Raw genomic sequence first — 19290 nt, 5'->3', positions numbered from 1 at the left:
GGGCCGGCAGCGCACATCGTTTTCATTCGCGCAGGGGAGATCAGCATGGCGTCCACTTACACCTATCCAGGCGTGTATATCGCTGAAGCATCGAGCGGCGTTCATACGATTACTGGCGTTGCGACGTCGATTGGAGCCTTCTTCGGCCAGGCTTCGATTGGGCCGCTGAATACTCCGATCGAGTGTTTAAGCTACTCGGATTACACGCGTAACTTCGGACCTCCTGTGGTGAATGCGCAGCTGGCGCAGAGCGTGCAGCAGTTCTTCAGTAACGGCGGCTCGGACTGCTTTGTGGTCCGGCTAGCAGACGGGGCATATCCGGCGGTGATCAGCTTGAATGACCGCAACGGAACCGGGGTGCTGCAAGTGAGCGCTAACTCCCCTGGGGTGTGGGGAGACAGTATTTCGCTGACGGTGGACTATAACACGCCGACGCCGGATAGTACGTTCAACCTGCAGCTGAGCTACAACGGCAGCAGCGGCATGAAGACAGAATCCTTTACGAATTTGTCGATGGATCCTGGTAACGCGCGCTATGCGCCAACATATATCACGCAGTCGTCGCAATATCTTACGGTGTCGGCGACCTCGACGACAGCCAGCGGGATTACGAACGGATATAGCGAGGCACGTGGGGTTATTGCGGTTCCGGTAGCTCCTGCGCCCGGCGATTGGAATGAACGTCTGGCGGCGCAATGGACGGCCGTGGATCAGGGCAGCTTTCAGATCAGCGTGGACGGCGGCCCGTGGACGCCGGTGAATCTGAGCAAGACGGCGTTGACGTCCGCGGCCAATTCGGGCTCGGACGCAGCGACATTTGGCTATCTGACGACACAGATCAACCTGGCGCTGGGACTTACTTCGGGTACGAAAGTGGCAGTAAGTGCGACGCCGGCGGGGTTTCTGCTGATTACCTCGACCGGCACGCTCAAGAGCAGCGTGCAGATCCGCTCCGCGTCGCCGGCGGTGGACCTGGCGCAGCTTTGGCTGCTGGGCGTCAATCAAGGCGGGATTGAGGTGGCGCGGTATTCGGACCTGCGTCCTGTGCCTACGGGCATGGCCTTTGCGCCCTCGGGGACGGGCGAGATCCTGACGGCGATGGATGAGTTTGCGACCGCCAATTTGAGTACGCTGACGAGCGTGACGATCAATGGTGTGACGGTGCCGATCACGTTTACGCTAGCGGGTCCTGAGTTCTGGCAGGGCGCTTCGGCGACGGACATGGACGGCATTCAGGAGAACCTGCAGGCGATCGCGAACTCGATCAACACGGGCTTCCCGAATAAATTCCAGGCGACGGTGAACGGCTACCGGCTGTTTGTGCAGAACCTGAATCCGAGTTTGTCGTCTCCCACGGCAGATACCATCAGCTTTGCTCCGGGCGGAGGCGGTGCTGCAGCGTTTGCGGGTGGATTTACCAATAACTTGCCGGCCTATTCGCTGGGGGCGAGCGCGGCGGGCACTTACTTCACGCCGGGGGCAAACGTGGCCAGCGATGGGAATCCGCCGACGCAGGCAGACTATCTCGGCAGCCAGCTGAACCGCACCGGCTTCTATGCGCTGGATGGCGTCGACCTCTTCAACCTGATGGTGCTTCCGGGCGACGGCATCGGCAGCGAGACGGAGTGGCAGGCAGTGCGCGTCGCGGCGGCGGGGTATTGCCAGAGCCGGCGAGCCTTCCTGATCCTGGATGCTCCGGTGGGTTGGACGAACCTGAGCGCCAATCTTTTGGTGGCTCAGCAATCGGATCTTCAGAATTTTTCGAATGCGATTGGGCCGGATCTGGCAATCAGCTGCGCGGTGTACTACCCGCAGGTGCAGTTCAACGATGGGGGCACGCTGCGTTACGTGGGGCCGTCGGGAATGATCGCGGGGATCTATGCAGCGACGGATGCAACGCGGGGTGTATGGAAGGCTCCGGCGGGGACCAATGCGGGGCTGACCGGAGCGACCGGGCTGGCCGTGATCCTGACCGATGCGCAGAACGGCGTGCTGAACCCGCAGGCGATCAACTGCCTGCGACGCATGCCGGCGGGTTACCTGGTATGGGGTGCGCGGACGCTGGCGGGAACGGATAACTCGGGCAATAGCGACTTCACTTATATTCCGGTGCGGCGCATGACGCTGTTCCTGGAAGAGTCGCTGTACCAGGGCACGCAATGGGCGGTCTTCGAGCCGAATGCGGAGCCGTTGTGGTCGCAGATCCGGATGAACCTTGGAGCGTTCATGATGGGGCTGTTCACGCAGGGAGCGTTTGCGGGGACCACTCCGAGCGACTCGTACTTCGTGAAGTGCGACTCGGAGACGACGACGCAGGCGGACATCGATCAGGGTGTGGTCAACATCATTGTGGGATTTGCTCCGCTGGAGCCGGCGGAGTTTGTGGTGATCACGATTCAGCAGATTGCAGGCAGCCTGAGCTAAGCGCGAGGAGTGGACGATGCCGAATGGATTTCAAATTAATGCGAAGCGGATCGATCCGTACAAGACCTTCAAGTTCCAGCTGAAGTGGGACGGGAAGACTGTGCTGGGCGTGATGAAGGCCAGTGCGCTGAAGCGGACGACCAATGTGATCACGCATCGCAGCGGCGGTGAGAACAGCGTCGACCATAAGACTCCAGGTCGCACGACTTACGACGGTGTCACGCTGGAGCGTGGCATCACGTGGGACCTGGACTTCGAGAACTGGGCGAACAAGGTGCATCCGTATGCGGGCGACACCTCGATGGACCTGGTGAACTTCCGCAAGGAGTGTGCTCTGGAGGTGCTGAACGAGAAGGGCCAGGTGGCGAGGCGGTTCCTGCTGCATGGCTGTTGGGTGAGCGAGTACCAGGCGGCGCCGGCGCTGGATTCCAGCGCGAACGCCATCGCCATCGAGACGATCAAGCTGGAGATGGAAGGCTGGGAGCGCGATCCGAGCGCGACCGAACCGAACGAATCGCAGTGACCTTGAGCTTAGCCAGAGGGGCGATCGTTTGATCGTGCGCGGAGTCGCGGTCGCTTACCGCCTGAGGCATTTGAGGATCCATGAGAGCGAAGCGCACATTTCCGCAGCTTCCAGACTGGCTGTTGGCGCAGAGCACGGGCAGCCGACCTGTGGCGCTGCGGAAGTTTGGCAGCGATGCGGGCGACCTGACGATTGCGTTCCGGCAGGCGCGGCGGCCGAAGCTGATCACGGAGTTGCTGCAGGCCTGCGCGGAGGATGCGGAGGGGTCGCCGGTGGCGGCGGACCTGATCTGGCGCATGCCGGTGAGCTGGCGGATGGAGGCGCTGTTGATGGTGGCCGCGCTGGCGAGTCCGCAGCCTTTCAGCTGGAGGGTTCGCTGCCCGGCGGGCGATTGCCTTTGCGAGAGCGAATTTGAACTTACTCCGGAGGAGATTGTTTCTATCTCGCCCACGTCGCGCGACAGGGAGACCACGACTTGCAGCGTGGGCGAACATAGCGTGGTGTTGCGACGGCCGACGGGGTGGGACCAGATGCAGTGGCTGGAGGGAAGCGATGCGCTGAGTCCGGAACTGGGCCCAGGGCTTAGGCCGGAGGAGATGATTAGCTCCGTGCTGGTCGAGCCTGCGCTGGAGACGCTTGTGGCGGATGGCGCCAGCATTGAAGCGGTCGCGCTGGCCGTGGATGCGGCGATGGACAGCTTCGATCCTCTGCTGGGCTTTGTGGTGAGCGTGGTGTGCCCGGAGTGCGGGATGGCGCACGAGAGTTCGCCGGACCTTGCAGGGGCGGCTCTGGAGCGCCTGGAGCGCGTGCAGTTCGAGCTGATGCAGGATGTGCATCGGCTGGCGGCGAGTTATCACTGGAGCGAGAGCGAGATTGTTGAGTTGCCGGACTGGCGGCGGCAGGTGTATCTCGAGCTGATCGAGAGCGGAGCGTATTAAATGCGATATCTCGCGCAGCTGGCGTATGAGACGACGGCGAGGTTGAAGCCTTTGCGTGGGCGTTCGTGGCAGCCGGCAATGGCTCCGATGGCTGCGATGGTGGAAGAGCAGGTGGTGGAGTGGCCTGCGGGCGGTGTGGCGCAGGGGGCGTCGGGCGGCGAGGCACGGTCGCACGCGGAGCCCGCACAGGTTGGGATGTCGCCGGATGATTCTGCGCCGCAGGCGTCGCGTCGAGCAGGCGCGGGGATCGAAACGCGCGGGAGCGATACGTTGGAGACCGCCGTGGACGAGGAAGCGCGACATGTGCGACCGGGCCAGAGCGTGCCGCGGAGACCGTCATCGGCTATCGGGCGGGCTGCTGGGGACATGGGGAGCACAGAGATCTCGGAGGCTGCAGAGAGCAGGGAGAGTGCGGCCAGGGCTCGTCAGTCTGTGGCGCGATTGCCTTCTCTTCCTGGAGCGATGGAGCCGACGGAGACGCCTCTCGAGGCACATGCTCGTGATGCTCAAGCGAGGGGCGATCACGAACACGAAGAGACTGTGAGCTTCCTTGAGGAAGAATCAGCGCGGCCGGGCAGGATGGAACGAGCAGCGGCTGCGGTTCCTCAGAGGGTAGAGGGCTTGAGTGTCACTGCCGACCTGCCGGAGCGGCGGGGGGAACGACGAATTACTCCAGAACAGCGGAGTGAAGCCCGAGTTACTTCGGAGCGGGTGGAGCTTGCTTCGCCGCTTGAGCCTGGAGTGGAGCGGTCTCGCGATGAGGGTGAGCGGGGACGGAATCGTCAACAGGAGGCGAGGCCTGCTCCTCCGCCTGTGACGTTGAAGGAGATTCTGGCGGTGATGGCGGAGCGGCAGCGCGAGTTGGACGCGCAACAGGCGAGGGAGCCGCAGACACGCGAGCGGAGGGAGATAGAGCCCGGTCTCCGGCAGCGAGCGTCGGAGTTCGAGTTACAGAAGCCACGGGCTGCAAGCCAGGAGCGTGAGGTTCGCAGCCGGCTGGATGAGGGGGCGCGCGAGGTGAGCCTGAACATCGGATCTATCGTGGTGCGGGTCGAGCCTGAGCCGGTGGCACCACCCAGACCGGCAACTCCGCCGCCCCAAGCCAAGGCCTATTCGGCGCCTGAGACGAGTAACTTCTGGGCTCGCAGCTTTCTTGATCGATAGAGGGGAACCCAGGTGTCGTTGGCGGATACAGGATTGGCCGTTGGCTCGGTGAGCCGCTTCTTGACGCAACTGCTGACGACTGCCTTGACCAATGCGCCGTATAACCCGCTGATCACGGTGCAGCGGCCGCAGCAGGATCCGCCGACGGGATCGGCGGTAGCGCAGGGGCGTTTGAACCTGTTTCTGTACGAGGTGGAGATCGACGCAGCCATGCGAAACGTGCAGCTCACTCCCGGAGTGCCTGCTCCCTTGTGGGTAGTGCTGCGGTATGTGCTGACGGCGTTCGATACCTCGGGCGAGAGCGATACGGCGGAGAGCCACGACATCCTGGGGATGGGGATGCAGGTGCTGACGGGGCTGAATGATCTGCTGCCCGACGTTGGCCTGTACAACGCGCTGACGAGTAATCCTGAGCCGCTGAAGCTGACGTTTGACCAGGGCACGCCGGATTTGCTTTCCAGGCTGATGCAGGGGCCGGATGATAAGTACCGGTGCTCGGTGCCTTTTCAGATTCGGCCGGTGCTGATCGCGCAGCCGGTGCCACCGGTGAACCTGCAGCTGGTGGGCATCAACTATCTGCTGGGAACGACGATTGGCGCGCAGGGTATCCAGAATTTTGTTCTGCCCACGCTGGGACCGCATTTGGAGAGCGCGCAGCCAGCGGCGGTGCAGGTGGGAGACACGCTGGTGCTCAGCGGAGGCGCGCTTAACTCGCCTGGGCTGACGGTGCTGTTTGGAAGCGCGACGCTGACCCCGACGATGCAGCAGGAGCAGCAGCTGGCGGTGGTGATTGCGGGCCTCGATCCATCGACGATGTCTGCCGGCAACGTGACGGTGACGATTGTGCAGTTGCTGGCGAATGGCTTGTCGATCAGCAGCGAGGCGACCAGCGTTGCGCTGACGCCGACGGTGAATGCGATGACCGCGGTCTCGCTGGCGGCGGTGTCTGCGACGAATCCGAATGTGTATGGAACGATCCACCTGAGTGGCGTGCTGTTGGGTGGGCCTAACGATTATGTGGAGTTCGCGCTGGTACAGAGTGGCGTGGTGGCGTTGTTGCTCGATGGGGGAGATCCGTCGTTTACGCCACCTGCGGACCAGACAGCGCAGCAGTTCGCGATCCCGGTGGCCAGCGCGGTGGCTCCAGGTTTGTACTACGTCATCTTCCGGGTGAACGGACAACAGGCGAGGCAGCCCTTCACGCTGAACATGGTGACGCCATGAAGGGGACGCAGCACAACGCGGAGCTGATGACGTCGCTGACGGAGGGCATGTGGTCAAGCGATCGATTCACGGGGCAGTGGCTGGAACAGGCTGTGCTGCGGATGCGGCGCGAGCTTTGCTGGCTGTGGCGCCACCATCAGCCGGCAGACCGGATTGCGGATTCGATCGAACGCAGCGCAACTGGTAAGCAGCGGCAGGAGTTTTTTGCGCAGGATGAGACGGCGCATTTTCTCGACGGGAAGATTCGAGGCAACAAGCCGAGGGCGCGCAGCCGCAACGCCAAGCGCGCGACGCTGGGTTGGTTGGCCGAGGAGCTGACCCTGTCGCATGCGGAGATCTTCGTCGTGGCGCTGGCGCTGGCTGCGACGCGGGATGCTGCCGTTGGCAACATGATCGCCGTGCTGCAGGGAGACACGCGCCGCACATTGCCTACGCTGGGCCTGGCGCAGTGGTTATGGGATCAGCCAGCGGCCCTGCTGCCGCTGCTTTCGCCGACGCATCGTCTGTACAGCCTGGGCGTTCTGCAGCGTGGAGAGGCAATCGCCGGCGATGAGTGGAGTGTGCCGATCTCCATGCTGTCGGTGGTGGCGCTGGCGATGGAGGGTCATCTGGAGCCGCTGCCGCCGGAACTGCAGTGCATCGCTGCGGGTGGGAAAGACGATGCGGATGAGGCGATGCCGTTCGATACCGAGCTGCTCGCGCGGCGCATGTGTGGGCTGCCGCGGGCGCTGGAGGTGGTGCCTGTCTCGCTGCCATTTTTGCCGGAGGCGCTGGATGCGGAGCGGGCTCGGGTGGTGCTGAAGAAGATCGCCAGTGTGACCGGGCGCAGGATCCTGGCGATCCGGGAGAATGTGCAGGTGACTTCCGCGATCCTGGAAGGAGCAGGGAGTTATTGCTGGTTGAGCGGGGCGGATTTGTTGTTGCCATCGCGTGCGTTGGGCAGTGAGGCGCAGTGGCAGATGGCCCTGCTGCCGTTTCCTATTTATGCGTTTGCGGCGGCTCACGAGGAGAGCAGTCAAGGCTCCGCGAAGCTGCTGCCTGCGCTGCGGATTCTTCCGCTGAGTTACACGGAGCGCGTGGCGGTGTGGGAGGCGGAGCTTGCGCGGCGCGGGATGACGGTCGACAAGGAAGTGATCGCGGAGGTCTCGTATCGCTTTCGGCTGGATGCGGTGTCGATCGAGGAGGTGGTTGGTGCGCTCAGTCTCACGCAGCAGGCGCTGACGCAGCAGCACGTTCTGGAGGCCTGTTATCAGCAGGTCGGTGTGCACATTGGCGGGCAGGCGACGTTGATTGAGCCACGCTTTGTTGCGGAGGACCTGGTGCTGGATGCAGAGCGTTCGACGCAGTTCCAGCAGCTGCTGGCGGCGGCGCGCACGGTGTCGCAGGTCCATGCGGAGTGGGGCACGGGCAAGGCGTGGGGCGAGGCCGGGATCTCCGCGTTGTTCGCCGGGCCTTCCGGCACGGGCAAGACGATGGCGGCGGAGGTGCTGGCTGCCGAGCTGCGGCTGCCGTTGTATCGCGTGGACCTGTCGCAGGTGGTGAACAAGTACATCGGCGAGACGGAGAAGAACCTGCGGCGGCTCTTCGACGCGGCGGAGCAGGCGGACCTGCTGCTGTTCTTCGATGAGGCGGATGCGCTCTTCGGTCAGCGGACGCAGGTGCGCAACTCGAATGACCGCTTTGCGAACCTCGAGGTGAGTTATCTGCTGCAGCGCATGGAGAGCTTCCGCGGCATGGCGATCCTGGCCACGAATCGGAAGAAGGATTTGGATGAAGCGTTCCTGCGCAGGCTGCGGTATGTGATCGAGTTTCCGCTGCCGGGAGAGAAGGAGCGGAGCAGCATCTGGCAGCGATCGATACCTCCTCAGGTGGCGGTCGGGGATCTCGACTTTGCGTTGCTGGCGCGAGAGTTTGCGATCCCTGGCGGGAATATCCGGTCGATCGTGCTGAACGCGTGTCTGCAGGCGGCTGCGCGCAGCAAGCAGCCAGAACTCGATATGCCAACGGTTTTGTCCGCGGTGGAACGCGAGTTCGACAAGATGGGGCGGCCGTTCACGCTGGCGCAGAAGAGCCAGTGGCAGGCCCTGAACGGAGGCGCTCTGCGATGACGCGAGAGATCCAGATTGAGCGGATGGAGCTGACGCTGCCGCGTACCGTTGCGGCGGCACAGAGCCGAGCAGCGGCGGAGACGTTTGCGAACGAGGTGGCGCGGCAGCTGGCCAAGGGACTCGCGGCAGGAGAGCACGCGGCTGCGGGTCTGCCGCCATTGGGCACGATCCATGCGAGGGTGCCGGCGGCCAGGTCCAGCGCCGAGCAGATTGCGCAGGCGGTGCAGAAATCGATCGTGCGGCGCATTGGGTCTATGTCGCAGAAGGGAAGGCGATAACGATGCCTACCCCGATGCTTGGCGCGCTGGTGGAGTACGGAACGGACTTCCTGGGGCCGATTCCGAACGTGGTCATCTTCCAGTTCAATCCGGAGACGATGACGCGGACGATTACGATTCCTCCGCGTGCGGTGGATGCGACGCAACGGGAGACGAGCCAGGCGGGCGAGCCGCCGTACGAGCGGTTCACGATCACGGCGAGCTTCAGCGCGGCGGACCAGCGCAACAGCTCGAACCCGATCGGGATTCTGTTCGGCGTGGGGCCGCAGCTCGCGGCGCTGGAGGCGATGGTGTATCCGGTGCAGACGCCGGGCGGGCTGATCGGTGCGGCGATCGATGCGATTGGGTCGTTGCTTGGATCGTCGAGTCCACCGCCGACGCAGCCGATACCGCGCCAGCAGACGCCGCGCATTTTGTTCATCTGGGGCCTGACGCGCATTGTGCCGGTGATTATCGAGTCGATGACGATCACCGAATTGATTTATGACGGGATGCTCAATCCGTTGGAGGCGCAGGTCTCGATTGGGCTCGCGATCATTACGCCGTGCTCGTGCTGCGGCGACACGATCGGGCAAGGTGCGCTGGCGTATACGCAGATGGCGCAGGACACGATGGCGACGATCAACCTGGTCAACAGCGCGATGTTGATTACGCACCTGATTCCGTTCTAGGAGAGCTGACTATGTTTCTCAACACGTCACGATATGCCAAGACGCCGCAGGTGCAGTTAACGCTGGCCAATGGCACGCAGATTTCGGCGGTGCAACTGCGCACGATTCCGGCGACCAGCGGGGACGTGACGCCGATTACTTCCAATGATCGGCTCGATGTGATGGCGGACCGTAAGTACGGCGATGCGACGCGGTACTGGCACATCGCGGATGCGAACCCGGCGCTGGACTCGAATGACCTCTTCGAGCAGTGGCTGGCGAACGATCAGAACGCGCAGCAGCTCACGATTGCGGTGCCGGAGACCTAGGATGGGATGCGCTCAGTACCGGCTCTATCTCAACTCGACGCCAGCCACGGCGGACCAACTGGCGCGCTTTGAGGACATCACGATCGAGCAGCAGATGGACATCGCGACGGAGGCGAAGTTCCAGGTGCCGCTGTGCATGGATACGACGGGCATGTGGGATGGCGAGACCGACGCGTTCCTGGAAGGGATGAGCCGCATCCGGCTGGAGCTGCAGCTGCAGAGCGGGCCTTGGGTTCCGCTGATCGATGGAACGATCACCAATGTGCAGGCGGCGATGTTCAACGAGCCGGGCAAAAGCATGCTGACGCTGGTGGTGACGGACGACACGTTCTACCTGCATCGGGACGAATCGGTGTCCAGCTTCCAAGGGCAGTCGGATGATCAGATTGCGTCGCAGATCTTCAATGAGGTGAGCCAGATTTCGTCGACGGATGTGGACCCTGTGCCGTCACCGTCGAACCCGGGCTTCAACACGACGGTGCTGCGGGGCACACAGATGGAGTTGTTGAAACAGCTTGCACAACGGCAGCACATGCACGTGTACGTGACGCCCGGGGATACACCGGGGCAGAGCGTGGGCTGCTTCAAGCTTGATCCCGATCCGAACAAGGACTTCGGCCTCGCTCCGATGGTGCTGGTGGGCAGCGGGCAGAACATCTTCCGGTTCCAGAGCGATTCGGCCTCCGGGCAGACGGCGACGTACAGCTCCGGCCAGGTGAACCTGAACGACTCGAGCAAGGACACGCGCACGGCCGACCCGAGCGATATCTCGATGCAGGGAACGACGCCGCCACCGGGGAACTCGGTGAAACGGCTGCTGCCGCCGGGGCAGCCGGATGCGCTGTCGCTGGCGCGGGCGGTGCAGGCGGCGTCGGAGCGCGCGGCGTATGCGCTGAAGGCTCATGGCGAGGTGATGAAGGATACGTATAGCTCGATCCTGCAGCCCTACCAGAATGTGCAGGTGGTGGGGATCAATGGATCGCTGAGTGGTTTGTGGCTGATTCAACAGGTGACGCACACCCTGACGCGCAACAGCTATGGGCAGACGTTCCGCGTCATTCGCAATGCACAGTCGGCGGGGACGAACAGCCCCGCGCCGCAAGTTCCGGCAGGAGTTTTCTAAGCGATGGATCCCCAGGCAGAGCAGACACTGCAACAAACCGCGCAAGACCGCCGCACACGTTTCTTTGGGAAGTACCGCGGGACGGTGCTTGACGCCTTGACGGGCAGCGACCTCGGCAAGCTGAGCGTGTCGGTGCCGGATGTGCTCGCCGACCAGGCGGCGACGGCGTGGCCGTGCGTTCCGTTCGCCGGCCCGAAGCATGGGTTCGTCGCGATTCCGGAGGTGGGTGACGGCGTCTGGGTGGAATTCGAGAGCGGCAATCCGGCGCAGCCTGTGTGGACGGGCTGCTGGTGGGCTGCAGGCGATGTGCCTACCGCGGCCGACACGACAGTGCGGGCTTGGATCACCAGTGGCGGACTGCAGTTGTTGCTGGATGACAAGCAGAACCAGATCTCGCTGGTGCATCCTTCGGGGCCGTCGATCGTGATGACGGCGGATGGGATTACGTTGCAGGCGGGAACGGCGAAGGTGACGTTAGATGCCCAGGGCATTGGCATTACGGGCAACGTGAAGGTGGGGTCCTGATGCCTCCCGTGCTGACCACCGCGAGCCAGGCCCAGTGCATGCACGGAGGGATGGTGATGCTGACGACGTCGAACTCCGTGTTGATGGCGGGAGGCGCGCCGGTGCTGCTGCAGACGGACATCCATACGGTGGCGGGGTGCCCGTTCACGGTGGGGGTGGTGTATATGCCGTGCGTCACGGTGCAGTGGCAGGCCGCGGCGACGTCGCTGATGGTGAATGGTGCGGGGGTGCTGACGGCGACCAGCATCGGGGAATGCTTGAATGCGGCGGGCGCGCCACAGGGCATCGCGATTGTGAGCGGCGCCGCGCCCTCGCTGGAGGCGATATGAGCGGCGTGGCGCGGCATCTCGCATTTCCGTTCGGCATCGGCGGCGATGGCCGGACGCTATCTCCGCCGACGCTGGCGGACCAGGTGTTGCAGGAGTTGCAACAGCTGGTGCTGACGAGTCCGGGAGAGCGGTTGTTTCTTCCGGAGTTTGGCGGAGGCGCGACGCGGCTGCTGTTTGAGTCGATTGACGAACACACGGCGTCGCTGGCGCAGGCGACGCTGACGCAGGCGATTCAGAACTGGCTGGCGACGCGCGTGAATTTGCAGAGCCTCAAGGTCGCGACGTCGGGAACGACGATCTCGATCACCATTACGTACCAGGTGGCGGGAAGCACGGAGACCGCACAGGCGGTCTTCCAGAGGAGCGGCTCATGAGCACCGTCCTCTACGATTCGTCGGCGCTGGCGGCGCGTTCGCGGGTGCTTGGTTCGTTGAACGGCATCGACTTCGGTGTGATGCAACTCGACTCTGCGAGTCCGCCGCAGTACGGCGTGCTGGAGCTGCACTTCTTCAACGATAACCATCTTGACGATCTGGTTGCTGCGGCTGCATCGCCGGGCGCGTCGACTACGCTGCTACCCATTACTGGTGGAGACCGAATTCTGGCGGGGGCGCTATCGGGGCAGGTGCAGGTTACGAAGATCGTGCATACGGGGTCGCAGGTGCTGGCGGTGACGCTTGCGCCAGTGGGGGATTACAGCCGGTACACGCTGACGATTGATTCGCCGGGAGCGACGCCGTGGATCGATCCTATCTTCTCGCAGTTTATTTTTCGCTTCCGGCCGGGCTGCTTCAGCAGTAACTGCACGCCGGCGCCGAGTTATGCGGCGGCGGTGGTGGAGCCGGCGATCGATTACCTGGCGAAGGACTATGCGTCGTTCCGGCATACGATCATTGCCGCGATGATGCAGCGAGTTCCGGGCTGGCAGCCAACGTCGGAGGCGTCGCTGGATGTGGTGCTGCTCGACCTGTTCAGCGCTGCGGCGGATGAGTTGAGTAACTACCAGGATCGCGTGATGCAGGAGGCGTATTGGACCACGGCTACGAAGCGTATCTCGCTGCGTCGCCATGCTCGGCTGATGGATTATGCGATCAACGAAGGCAACCAGGCGAGCACGGTGCTTGCGCTGAATTTTCCTGGTACCGCACAGTACCTTGTCCCGGATACGGCGAGTTTTGCGGTAGCGGGGCAGCCGCCAATGATGGCGTGGAGCGGCGCGAACCCCGCGGCGTCGACCTCGGTTGCGTTTGTAACTTCAGGGGCGCAGACGGTTTCAGGGCTCTTCAGCAGCGTGTCTCTTTACACGTGGAGCGATGCGATTCCCTCGCTGGCGATGGGCGCGACGCAGGCGGACCTGGCGTTTCCCACGGTTGCTGCGGCGCAGCTTGCGCAGACGCTGATTGCGAATGGAAGTATCCCGCGGTTGCTGATCGAGGAGTGGCTCAATCCTGCGACGGGGATGGCGGCGGATCGGAATCCGCAGAAGCGGCAGATCCTTAGGCTGACGGGCGCAACGCTGCTGACGGATCCGCTGACCAACGATCCTGTAGTGCGTGTGACGTGGCAGCCGCAGGATGGGCTGCTGTTTCCGTATTGCTTCGTCGTGTTTCTGAATGGCGTTCGGGTTCCTGGTGTATCGCTGTTTCACGGCAACCTGTTGAACATGGTGCAGGGAACGCCGCAGACGTTCTATTACGTTGCGCCCGGCGTGCCGCTGACGACGTCGACTTATCACTTCCAGATTAATGCTGCGGGCGCTGCGGAATGCCGGCTGCCTCCGGCGTTTCCTGTGCTCTGGACGAAGACGACGCCGGGAGGCTATGAGAACTCTGTCAGCACGGTGAGCATTACGTCGACGGATGCCAGCGGGACGATGCGATGGGCGGAGCAGCCCGATCTCATTCACAGCGAGAGCAGCGATCGGCACTTCGTGGTGGAGACGGATGAGAGCCTTCGCACGCTGGTGCGCTTTGGAGATGGCACGAATGGCATGGAGTTGCCGGACGACGCGACGGTGACCATCAATTGGCTGAGTGGGTACGGGCCGGATGGGAATATCGGGCAAGACTCGATCGTGAACCTTACGGCACCGGGCATGCCAAACCTTTCGCTGGGGACGGTGTGGAATCCATTGGATGTGACGGATGGCCTCGCGCCGGAATCGCCGGATGTGATTCGCCGGCGCGTTCCAGAGGCGTTTCTCTATCAGCAGTCGCGCGCGGTGACGCTGGCTGATTATGTGGCCCGTGCGGAGGAGGTTGCCGGAGTGGCGCAGGCGGCGGCGTTCTATCAGTGGACGGGAAGCTGGCGTACGGTTCGCGTGGTGGTTGATCCCGAGGGAACGACCACGTTGAGCGCGGCGTTGCGCAGCGCGGTGGAGCAGCAGGTTGACGCGGTGCACCTGATCGGTGAAGACGTGGAGGTGCGCGCGCCGGACTATGTGCCGCTGACGATCACGGTGGTGGTGTGTCTCTCGAGCGAGTTCTGGATTGACGATGTGTCGCCGGAGATCGATGAGGCGTTCGCGAACGGCTACACCTCGAGCGGCGCGATGGCGTTCTTCCATCCCGATAACTGGAGCTTCGGTCAGTCGCTGTATGCGAGCCAGATCGAAGGCGTTCTTGCGGGCATTCCAGGAGTGGAGCATGTGGTGTCGATCGAGATGGCGCGGTGGTGGAACCAGAGCGTGCAATCGGGCACGATGATCGCGATTGCGCCGCAGGAGATCGTGCTGGTGAGCAATGATCCGAGCCGTCTCGAGGAAGGAACCATCACGTTCAGCTACCAGGGGGGACGGCAATGAGCAGCCCTTGCGTCACTCCGCTGAACTTTCCGGCGACGATCACGAACCGGCCATCGTTGCCGCGGATTCAGTACCGCATCGGGCAGTATTCGGATTTCCGTACGCAGTTATTGCGCAGCCTGGATACGTCGCCGCTGTTGTTGAACTGGACGCATCGCGAGGCGGACGATCCGGGCATTGCGCTGCTCGAAGGTGCGGCGATCCTGGGAGACATCCTGACGTTTTGCCAGGAGCTCTATGCGAACGAGGCATGGCTGCGTACGGCGACCTGGCCGCAGAGCATTGCATCGCTGGTGCGTTTGATCGGCTACCGTGCGGCGCCGGGGCTGGGCGGCACGGGGTATGTGTGTTTCGAGATCATGGGTAACTCGTCGGCCACGGTGCCGGCGGGGTTTCCATTCAGCGCGCAGATCGTAGGGATGAGCGCGCCGGCTAACTTCGAGACGGCTGAGAGTCTGCTGGCGATTCCTGCACTCGGGCGGATGTCGCTGTATCAGCCTTCCAGCGTGCCGGGGATCTATGCGGGTGCGAGTGTCTTCGGGGCGGAGGCGACGGACCTGGCAAGCGCCAACGTCACGCTGAAGGTGAATGACCGGCTGATGCTGGTGAATAACTCGGATAACTCGAAGCGGCAGATTGCGGTGGTGCAGAGCCTGGCCACGGTGCTCGATCAGACCGTGATTACGATTGCCGGGACGTGGCAGGGGGGCGACCTGAGTGGCGCGACGATGTCGGCTTACAAGCTGGGCAGAACGTTCCGCGCGTTTGGGTATAACGCGCCGGCGAACAGCTTCAGCCTGGGCAGTGGCAACACGCTGCAGAGCACGGCGGTGGACACGACGATGAGCTTCGCGGATATCCTTGACGGCTTTCCATTGGAGCGGCAGGTCGACGATCTCTCGGCCGGCATCACGATGCTGCTCGACCTTACGGTGACTGATCCGTTCCTCTCCAAGACCTTCAACTCTTTCAGCAGCGCGACGGCGCTTACGGTGAAGAGCGACACGGACTCTGTCGGACCGCTGCAGGGCGGAATCACTCGTGTGGGGTTTCAGCAGAGCGGCCAGGCGAGTTGGGCTCATGTGCTGCAGGAGCTGGAGTCGGTGGATCGTCGCACGGCTGTCTGCTATGAGGTTGTGGGCGGCGTGTTCCCAGTTAGCGGGGTGCGGCAGTTGATCAGCGGCACGGATGGCAGCGAGCTGGATTACTTTGGCGATGGGGTGAGTTACCAGGCGCTGGATGGACGCACCGTGCAGATTGTTGCGCCGAACCCGGACGATACCGCGGCGCGCGTGGAAGAGAAGACCGTGAGCATCGACCCGAACGCGGTGGGCGATGTGGCGACGATTGCGGTGAGGCGGCTCTCGCTGGATTCGCCGTTGACGCAGTTTCAGCTCAGCGACTTTCCATTGTCGAATCCGCAGATCGTGGTGTTTGGCAACGTCGCGGCGATGACGCAGGGGAAGACGCAGGCCAGCGTCATCCTCGGCAATGGCGACGCTCGCCAGACGTACCAAAGCTTCCAGCTTCCGAAGTCGCCGCTGACGTGGATTGAGGATGAAGCGTTGACGCCGCCGCGCGCGCCGCAGGTGACGATTCTGGTCAACCAGGTGGCGTGGACGCAGATGGACTCGCTGTTTGGGAGCGGACCGAACGATCAGGTGTATATCCTGCGCGAGGATGCCTTTGGCAATACGTGGGTGAGCTTTGGCGATGGCGTCAACGGGGCCACGCTGCCTTCGGGCGTGGGCAACGTGACGGCAACGTATCGTGTGGGCAATGCGGCGAATGGGTGGAGGCAGTCAGGCGCGAAGCCGCAGGCCAATGGCCGCGTTCCCAATCTCACCAATCTGCGGCTCTATGACGAGGTGACGGGCGGGACGGCGGATGAAGAGGCGAGCCACATGCAGCAGGCTGCGCCGGGCCGGGTGCTGGAGCTGGGAAGGATCGTCAGCCTGAGCGACTTCGAGGCGGAGGCGCTGACGATCAATGGTGTCGAAAAAGCTCTTGCTGCGTGGGACACGGACGAGAGCATACCGCTGCTGACGCTGACGGTGTTGATGTCGGACGATACGCCGGCGCAACTTAGCTCGGTGCAGTCGGCGATCAGTCTGGCGAATGTGGCTCGCGGCGCCAACCGGTGCCCGGTGCTGGTGCAGGACGCGAGCCTGGACTATGTGTATCTTGCGGTCACGATCGGTTTGGTGAGTGGATATCAGGCTGTGCCAGTGACAGCCAGCATTGCGACGGCGCTTGGCGTGTTGCCGAGCGATGGCAGTGTGGCTCCGACTGGCGGGTTGTTCTCGGTCGAGCAGCGATCGCTGGGGCAGGAGGAGTATGCGAGCCGCATCCAAGGGACGATCCAGAACGTTGCGGGAGTCGCGTGGGCTGTGGTGACGGCGCTGGGAGAGCTGGGCACGGCGAGCGATCCTTCCACGTTGCTGATGCCAGCTTCGCCTGGGCTGGCGACGACGATCGCGTGCGCCAATAATCGCGTGCTTGCGTTGTATGCTGCGCAATTTGCTGTTGCCGCAGGTGCCGCATGAGTACGCCGACTGTTCCTCTGTATAGCCGGCTGCCAGAGATCTATCGTCTGCGCGACAGCCAGCAGACGCCGCCGGGTCAGTTGCAGGCTTATCTTGCACTGGTCGAAGAAGTCTTCGGGGACATTCATGACAACATCGGGGAGCTGTATCGCAATTTCTTTATCGAGACCTGCAGCCCGTGGGTGATTCCTTACCTCGGCGACCTGCTCGGGGTCTCGCCACTTGCCGGCGAGACGTGGACGCTGCGCGCGGATGTAGCCGACACGATCGAGCTGCGGCGCATGAAGGGGACGATTCATGCGATCGAGCTGCTGGCGTATGACCTGACGGGATGGGCAGCGCACTGCGTGGAGCTGCGCGAGATCCTCACGTGGCATCAGCACCTGAATCATCAGCGGCCGGATTTGCAAACGACGCTGCCGTATCTTGCGGGAGTCGCGCGCGGCGGGACCGTCGCGATCAAAGACCCGGCGCTGCTGAGCCTGCTGGGCACGCCGTTCGATCCGTTTGCGCATTATCCGGACTTGAAGGCGATCTCGCTCGGCACGCTGCGGCCGAACCTGCCATCGCTGGCGATCTTTCTGTGGAGGCTGCAGGCGTACCAGGCTCCGGTTTCGATGCCGGTAGCGCGAGGCCAGGAGGCGCTTGCGCCGACCGCAGCGGCGGGAGCGAAGTTCGCTGCGCGATTTGCGATGGAGCCTTCAGGCAAACCGATCGTGCTGTTCAACACGTCGAGAAGCGATCCGAACGCGGTGCCGCCGGTGCTGTCTACGATCGATGAGGTTCCGGGGCCGATTCCGATGCCGCGACTTACACAGGCTTCGCCCTGGGGTGTTCCGCTGGAGTATGTGTCGGTGAATACGTGGGACGCGACGGCGATGGATCTCAACTCGGTCGATGTGACCAACGTGGGGCTGCAGTTTCATCTGCCGCAGGCGGAGTTCCCGAGTGATGTGTGGACGATTCGCGGAGCGAACCTGTGCGCGTGGGAGAACGGGTTGACGCCGGAGCTGAACAACCGCGAGATTGCGATTGATCCGCGGAATGGGCGGGTGGTCTTCGGGGTCGAGACGGCGGCGGAAGCGACGGCGCTGGAAGAGTCGATGCTGGTGACGTTTACGTATGGCGCACCCGGAGGGCCGGGAGTGCAGGCGGTGGGAGCTCAGCCTATCGACATGGATCTGCCGGCTGAATGGACTGCCGCTTCGGTGAACCGGCGAAACGTGCAACGGCTGCAGGGTCCGCTGGGGCTGCAGCATGCGCTGGACGATCTGGAGAACGCGACGGGTCCTGTTCTTGTTGCGATTGAAGACAGCCTTACGTATGACCTTGACCTTAGCGCGGTGAGCGGAGCGACGACGGAGAACGGCATCGTGACGCTGAACCTGAAGTATCCGCTGGCGATTGCGGCGGTGAATGGCAATCGTCCGTTGATTCGGTTGAAGGTGCCGCTTGCGTTCCGTCCGGCGGTGGTGACGGCTTCGGGTGGTGAGGATCAAGCGACGCTTGATGCACTGATTACGAACCTCGATGTGCGTTTGCAGGGGCTGTATCTGACGCCGGAGACGATTGGCGCCGGACCGCTGATCGCTCGCGCGGCGGTGGCGACGTTGGAGATCAGTGGATGCACGCTCGACCCGGGGTCTACGCAGGAATTGAATGGGACGGTGGGGCCGATGATCACGGCGATGACACTCGATGCGGACTTCGGCTTCACGGCGGGTTCTGATGACTACGACAACTTCAATGTGACGCCGCAGATTGTGATTGGGCAATCCATCACTGGGCCTCTGTTGATGGAGGCGGCGTACCAGCTGACGGTGCAGGGTTCGATCGTCGATGCCGGAGCGCCGCCGGGCGTGAGCGGATCGACGGCGATTGCTATTGGCTCGGCACAGGATCCAATCAACGGCTATGGGTCGCCGCTCTCGTTCCAGCAAAGTACGTTTCTGGGGAGTTTGCGGGTGCGGAGTGCGAGCGGTTCCGGCGGCATCTTCTGTCATGCGCTCGAGGCGTGGAACAACCAGGTGGGATGCATCCGCCAGTCTTCGTTTGCGGGCGAGACCAACCGGTTGCCGCAGAACTTTGCTTGCGTCACGGGCGTTGCACTGGACTTCACCGCGGACCGCTTCAACCAACCGGGCTACGCGCAGTTGACGTTCGATACGGACGAACGCGTGCTGGCGAGCGGACCGAACGACGATCAGATGGGAGCGTTCGGCCCGCTGCTCGAGGCTCATAAGTGGATCAATCTTCAAATCCGGTTGCGCGAGTATATGCCTGCCGGATCCCGCCCGGAGATCATCCCGGTCACGTAAGGAGACTC

At 63.0% G+C, this 19290-nt stretch carries 16 protein-coding genes; all 16 read left to right on the top strand.

Annotation, left to right across the window (positions count from 1 at the left end; genetic code table 11):
• Positions 1–45: 45 nt before the first annotated feature.
• The 16 genes from AC5E6W_RS03720 (at position 46) to AC5E6W_RS03645 (ending at position 19282) form a co-directional block, all read left to right on the top strand.
• Positions 46–2424, top strand: coding sequence for a phage tail sheath family protein (locus AC5E6W_RS03720; protein ID WP_491750917.1), 2379 nt, complete (start codon positions 46–48; stop codon positions 2422–2424).
• Between the two features lie 16 nt (positions 2425–2440).
• Complete coding sequence (locus AC5E6W_RS03715) at positions 2441–2947, top strand: phage tail protein (RefSeq protein ID WP_491750916.1); 507 nt, start codon at positions 2441–2443, stop codon at positions 2945–2947.
• An 80-nt stretch (positions 2948–3027) separates the two neighbouring features.
• Positions 3028–3885 carry a hypothetical protein gene (locus tag AC5E6W_RS03710; protein ID WP_491750915.1) on the top strand — a complete coding sequence of 286 codons (858 nt, stop codon included), beginning with the start codon at positions 3028–3030 and terminating at the stop codon, positions 3883–3885.
• Entirely contained in the window at positions 3886–5049 is a 1164-nt protein-coding gene (locus AC5E6W_RS03705) for a hypothetical protein (RefSeq protein WP_491750914.1), read from the top strand.
• A 48-nt stretch (positions 5050–5097) separates the two neighbouring features.
• A complete protein-coding gene (locus AC5E6W_RS03700; protein WP_491750913.1) occupies positions 5098–6273 on the top strand; it encodes a Pvc16 family protein in 1176 nt (391 codons plus the stop codon).
• The gene (locus tag AC5E6W_RS03695) at positions 6270–8381 is read left to right on the top strand and encodes an ATP-binding protein (protein ID WP_491750912.1); all 2112 of its coding nucleotides are present in this window, start codon (positions 6270–6272) and stop codon (positions 8379–8381) included. Before AC5E6W_RS03700 ends, AC5E6W_RS03695 begins: the two co-directional genes overlap by 4 nt.
• Entirely contained in the window at positions 8378–8659 is a 282-nt protein-coding gene (locus AC5E6W_RS03690; RefSeq protein WP_491750911.1) for a hypothetical protein, read from the top strand. The genes AC5E6W_RS03695 and AC5E6W_RS03690 overlap by 4 nt, the downstream gene beginning before the upstream one ends.
• Before the next feature lie 2 nt (positions 8660–8661).
• Positions 8662–9330 carry a hypothetical protein gene (locus tag AC5E6W_RS03685; protein WP_491750910.1) on the top strand — a complete coding sequence of 223 codons (669 nt, stop codon included), beginning with the start codon at positions 8662–8664 and terminating at the stop codon, positions 9328–9330.
• An 11-nt stretch (positions 9331–9341) separates the two neighbouring features.
• Positions 9342–9638 carry a hypothetical protein gene (locus AC5E6W_RS03680; protein ID WP_491750909.1) on the top strand — a complete coding sequence of 99 codons (297 nt, stop codon included), beginning with the start codon at positions 9342–9344 and terminating at the stop codon, positions 9636–9638.
• Between the two features lies 1 nt (position 9639).
• Positions 9640–10761, top strand: coding sequence for a hypothetical protein (locus tag AC5E6W_RS03675; protein WP_491750908.1), 1122 nt, complete (start codon positions 9640–9642; stop codon positions 10759–10761).
• Positions 10762–10764: 3 nt separating this feature from the next.
• Entirely contained in the window at positions 10765–11286 is a 522-nt protein-coding gene (locus AC5E6W_RS03670; protein WP_491750907.1) for a phage baseplate assembly protein V, read from the top strand.
• Complete coding sequence (locus AC5E6W_RS03665) at positions 11286–11615, top strand: hypothetical protein (RefSeq protein WP_491750906.1); 330 nt, start codon at positions 11286–11288, stop codon at positions 11613–11615. The genes AC5E6W_RS03670 and AC5E6W_RS03665 overlap by 1 nt, the downstream gene beginning before the upstream one ends.
• Entirely contained in the window at positions 11612–11989 is a 378-nt protein-coding gene (locus AC5E6W_RS03660) for a GPW/gp25 family protein (RefSeq protein ID WP_491750905.1), read from the top strand. The genes AC5E6W_RS03665 and AC5E6W_RS03660 overlap by 4 nt, the downstream gene beginning before the upstream one ends.
• Complete coding sequence (locus AC5E6W_RS03655) at positions 11986–14418, top strand: baseplate J/gp47 family protein (RefSeq protein ID WP_491750904.1); 2433 nt, start codon at positions 11986–11988, stop codon at positions 14416–14418. The genes AC5E6W_RS03660 and AC5E6W_RS03655 overlap by 4 nt, the downstream gene beginning before the upstream one ends.
• On the top strand, positions 14415–16964 hold the full coding sequence (locus AC5E6W_RS03650) for a baseplate J/gp47 family protein (protein ID WP_491750903.1): 2550 nt from the start codon (positions 14415–14417) through the stop codon (positions 16962–16964). Before AC5E6W_RS03655 ends, AC5E6W_RS03650 begins: the two co-directional genes overlap by 4 nt.
• Complete coding sequence (locus tag AC5E6W_RS03645) at positions 16961–19282, top strand: hypothetical protein (RefSeq protein WP_491750902.1); 2322 nt, start codon at positions 16961–16963, stop codon at positions 19280–19282. Before AC5E6W_RS03650 ends, AC5E6W_RS03645 begins: the two co-directional genes overlap by 4 nt.
• Positions 19283–19290: the final 8 nt, after the last annotated feature.

The sequence above is a fragment of the Bryocella sp. genome (assembly GCF_058498515.1).
The sequence above is the reverse complement of the archived record's forward strand: the minus strand, read 5'-3'. Positions and strand labels throughout refer to the sequence as shown.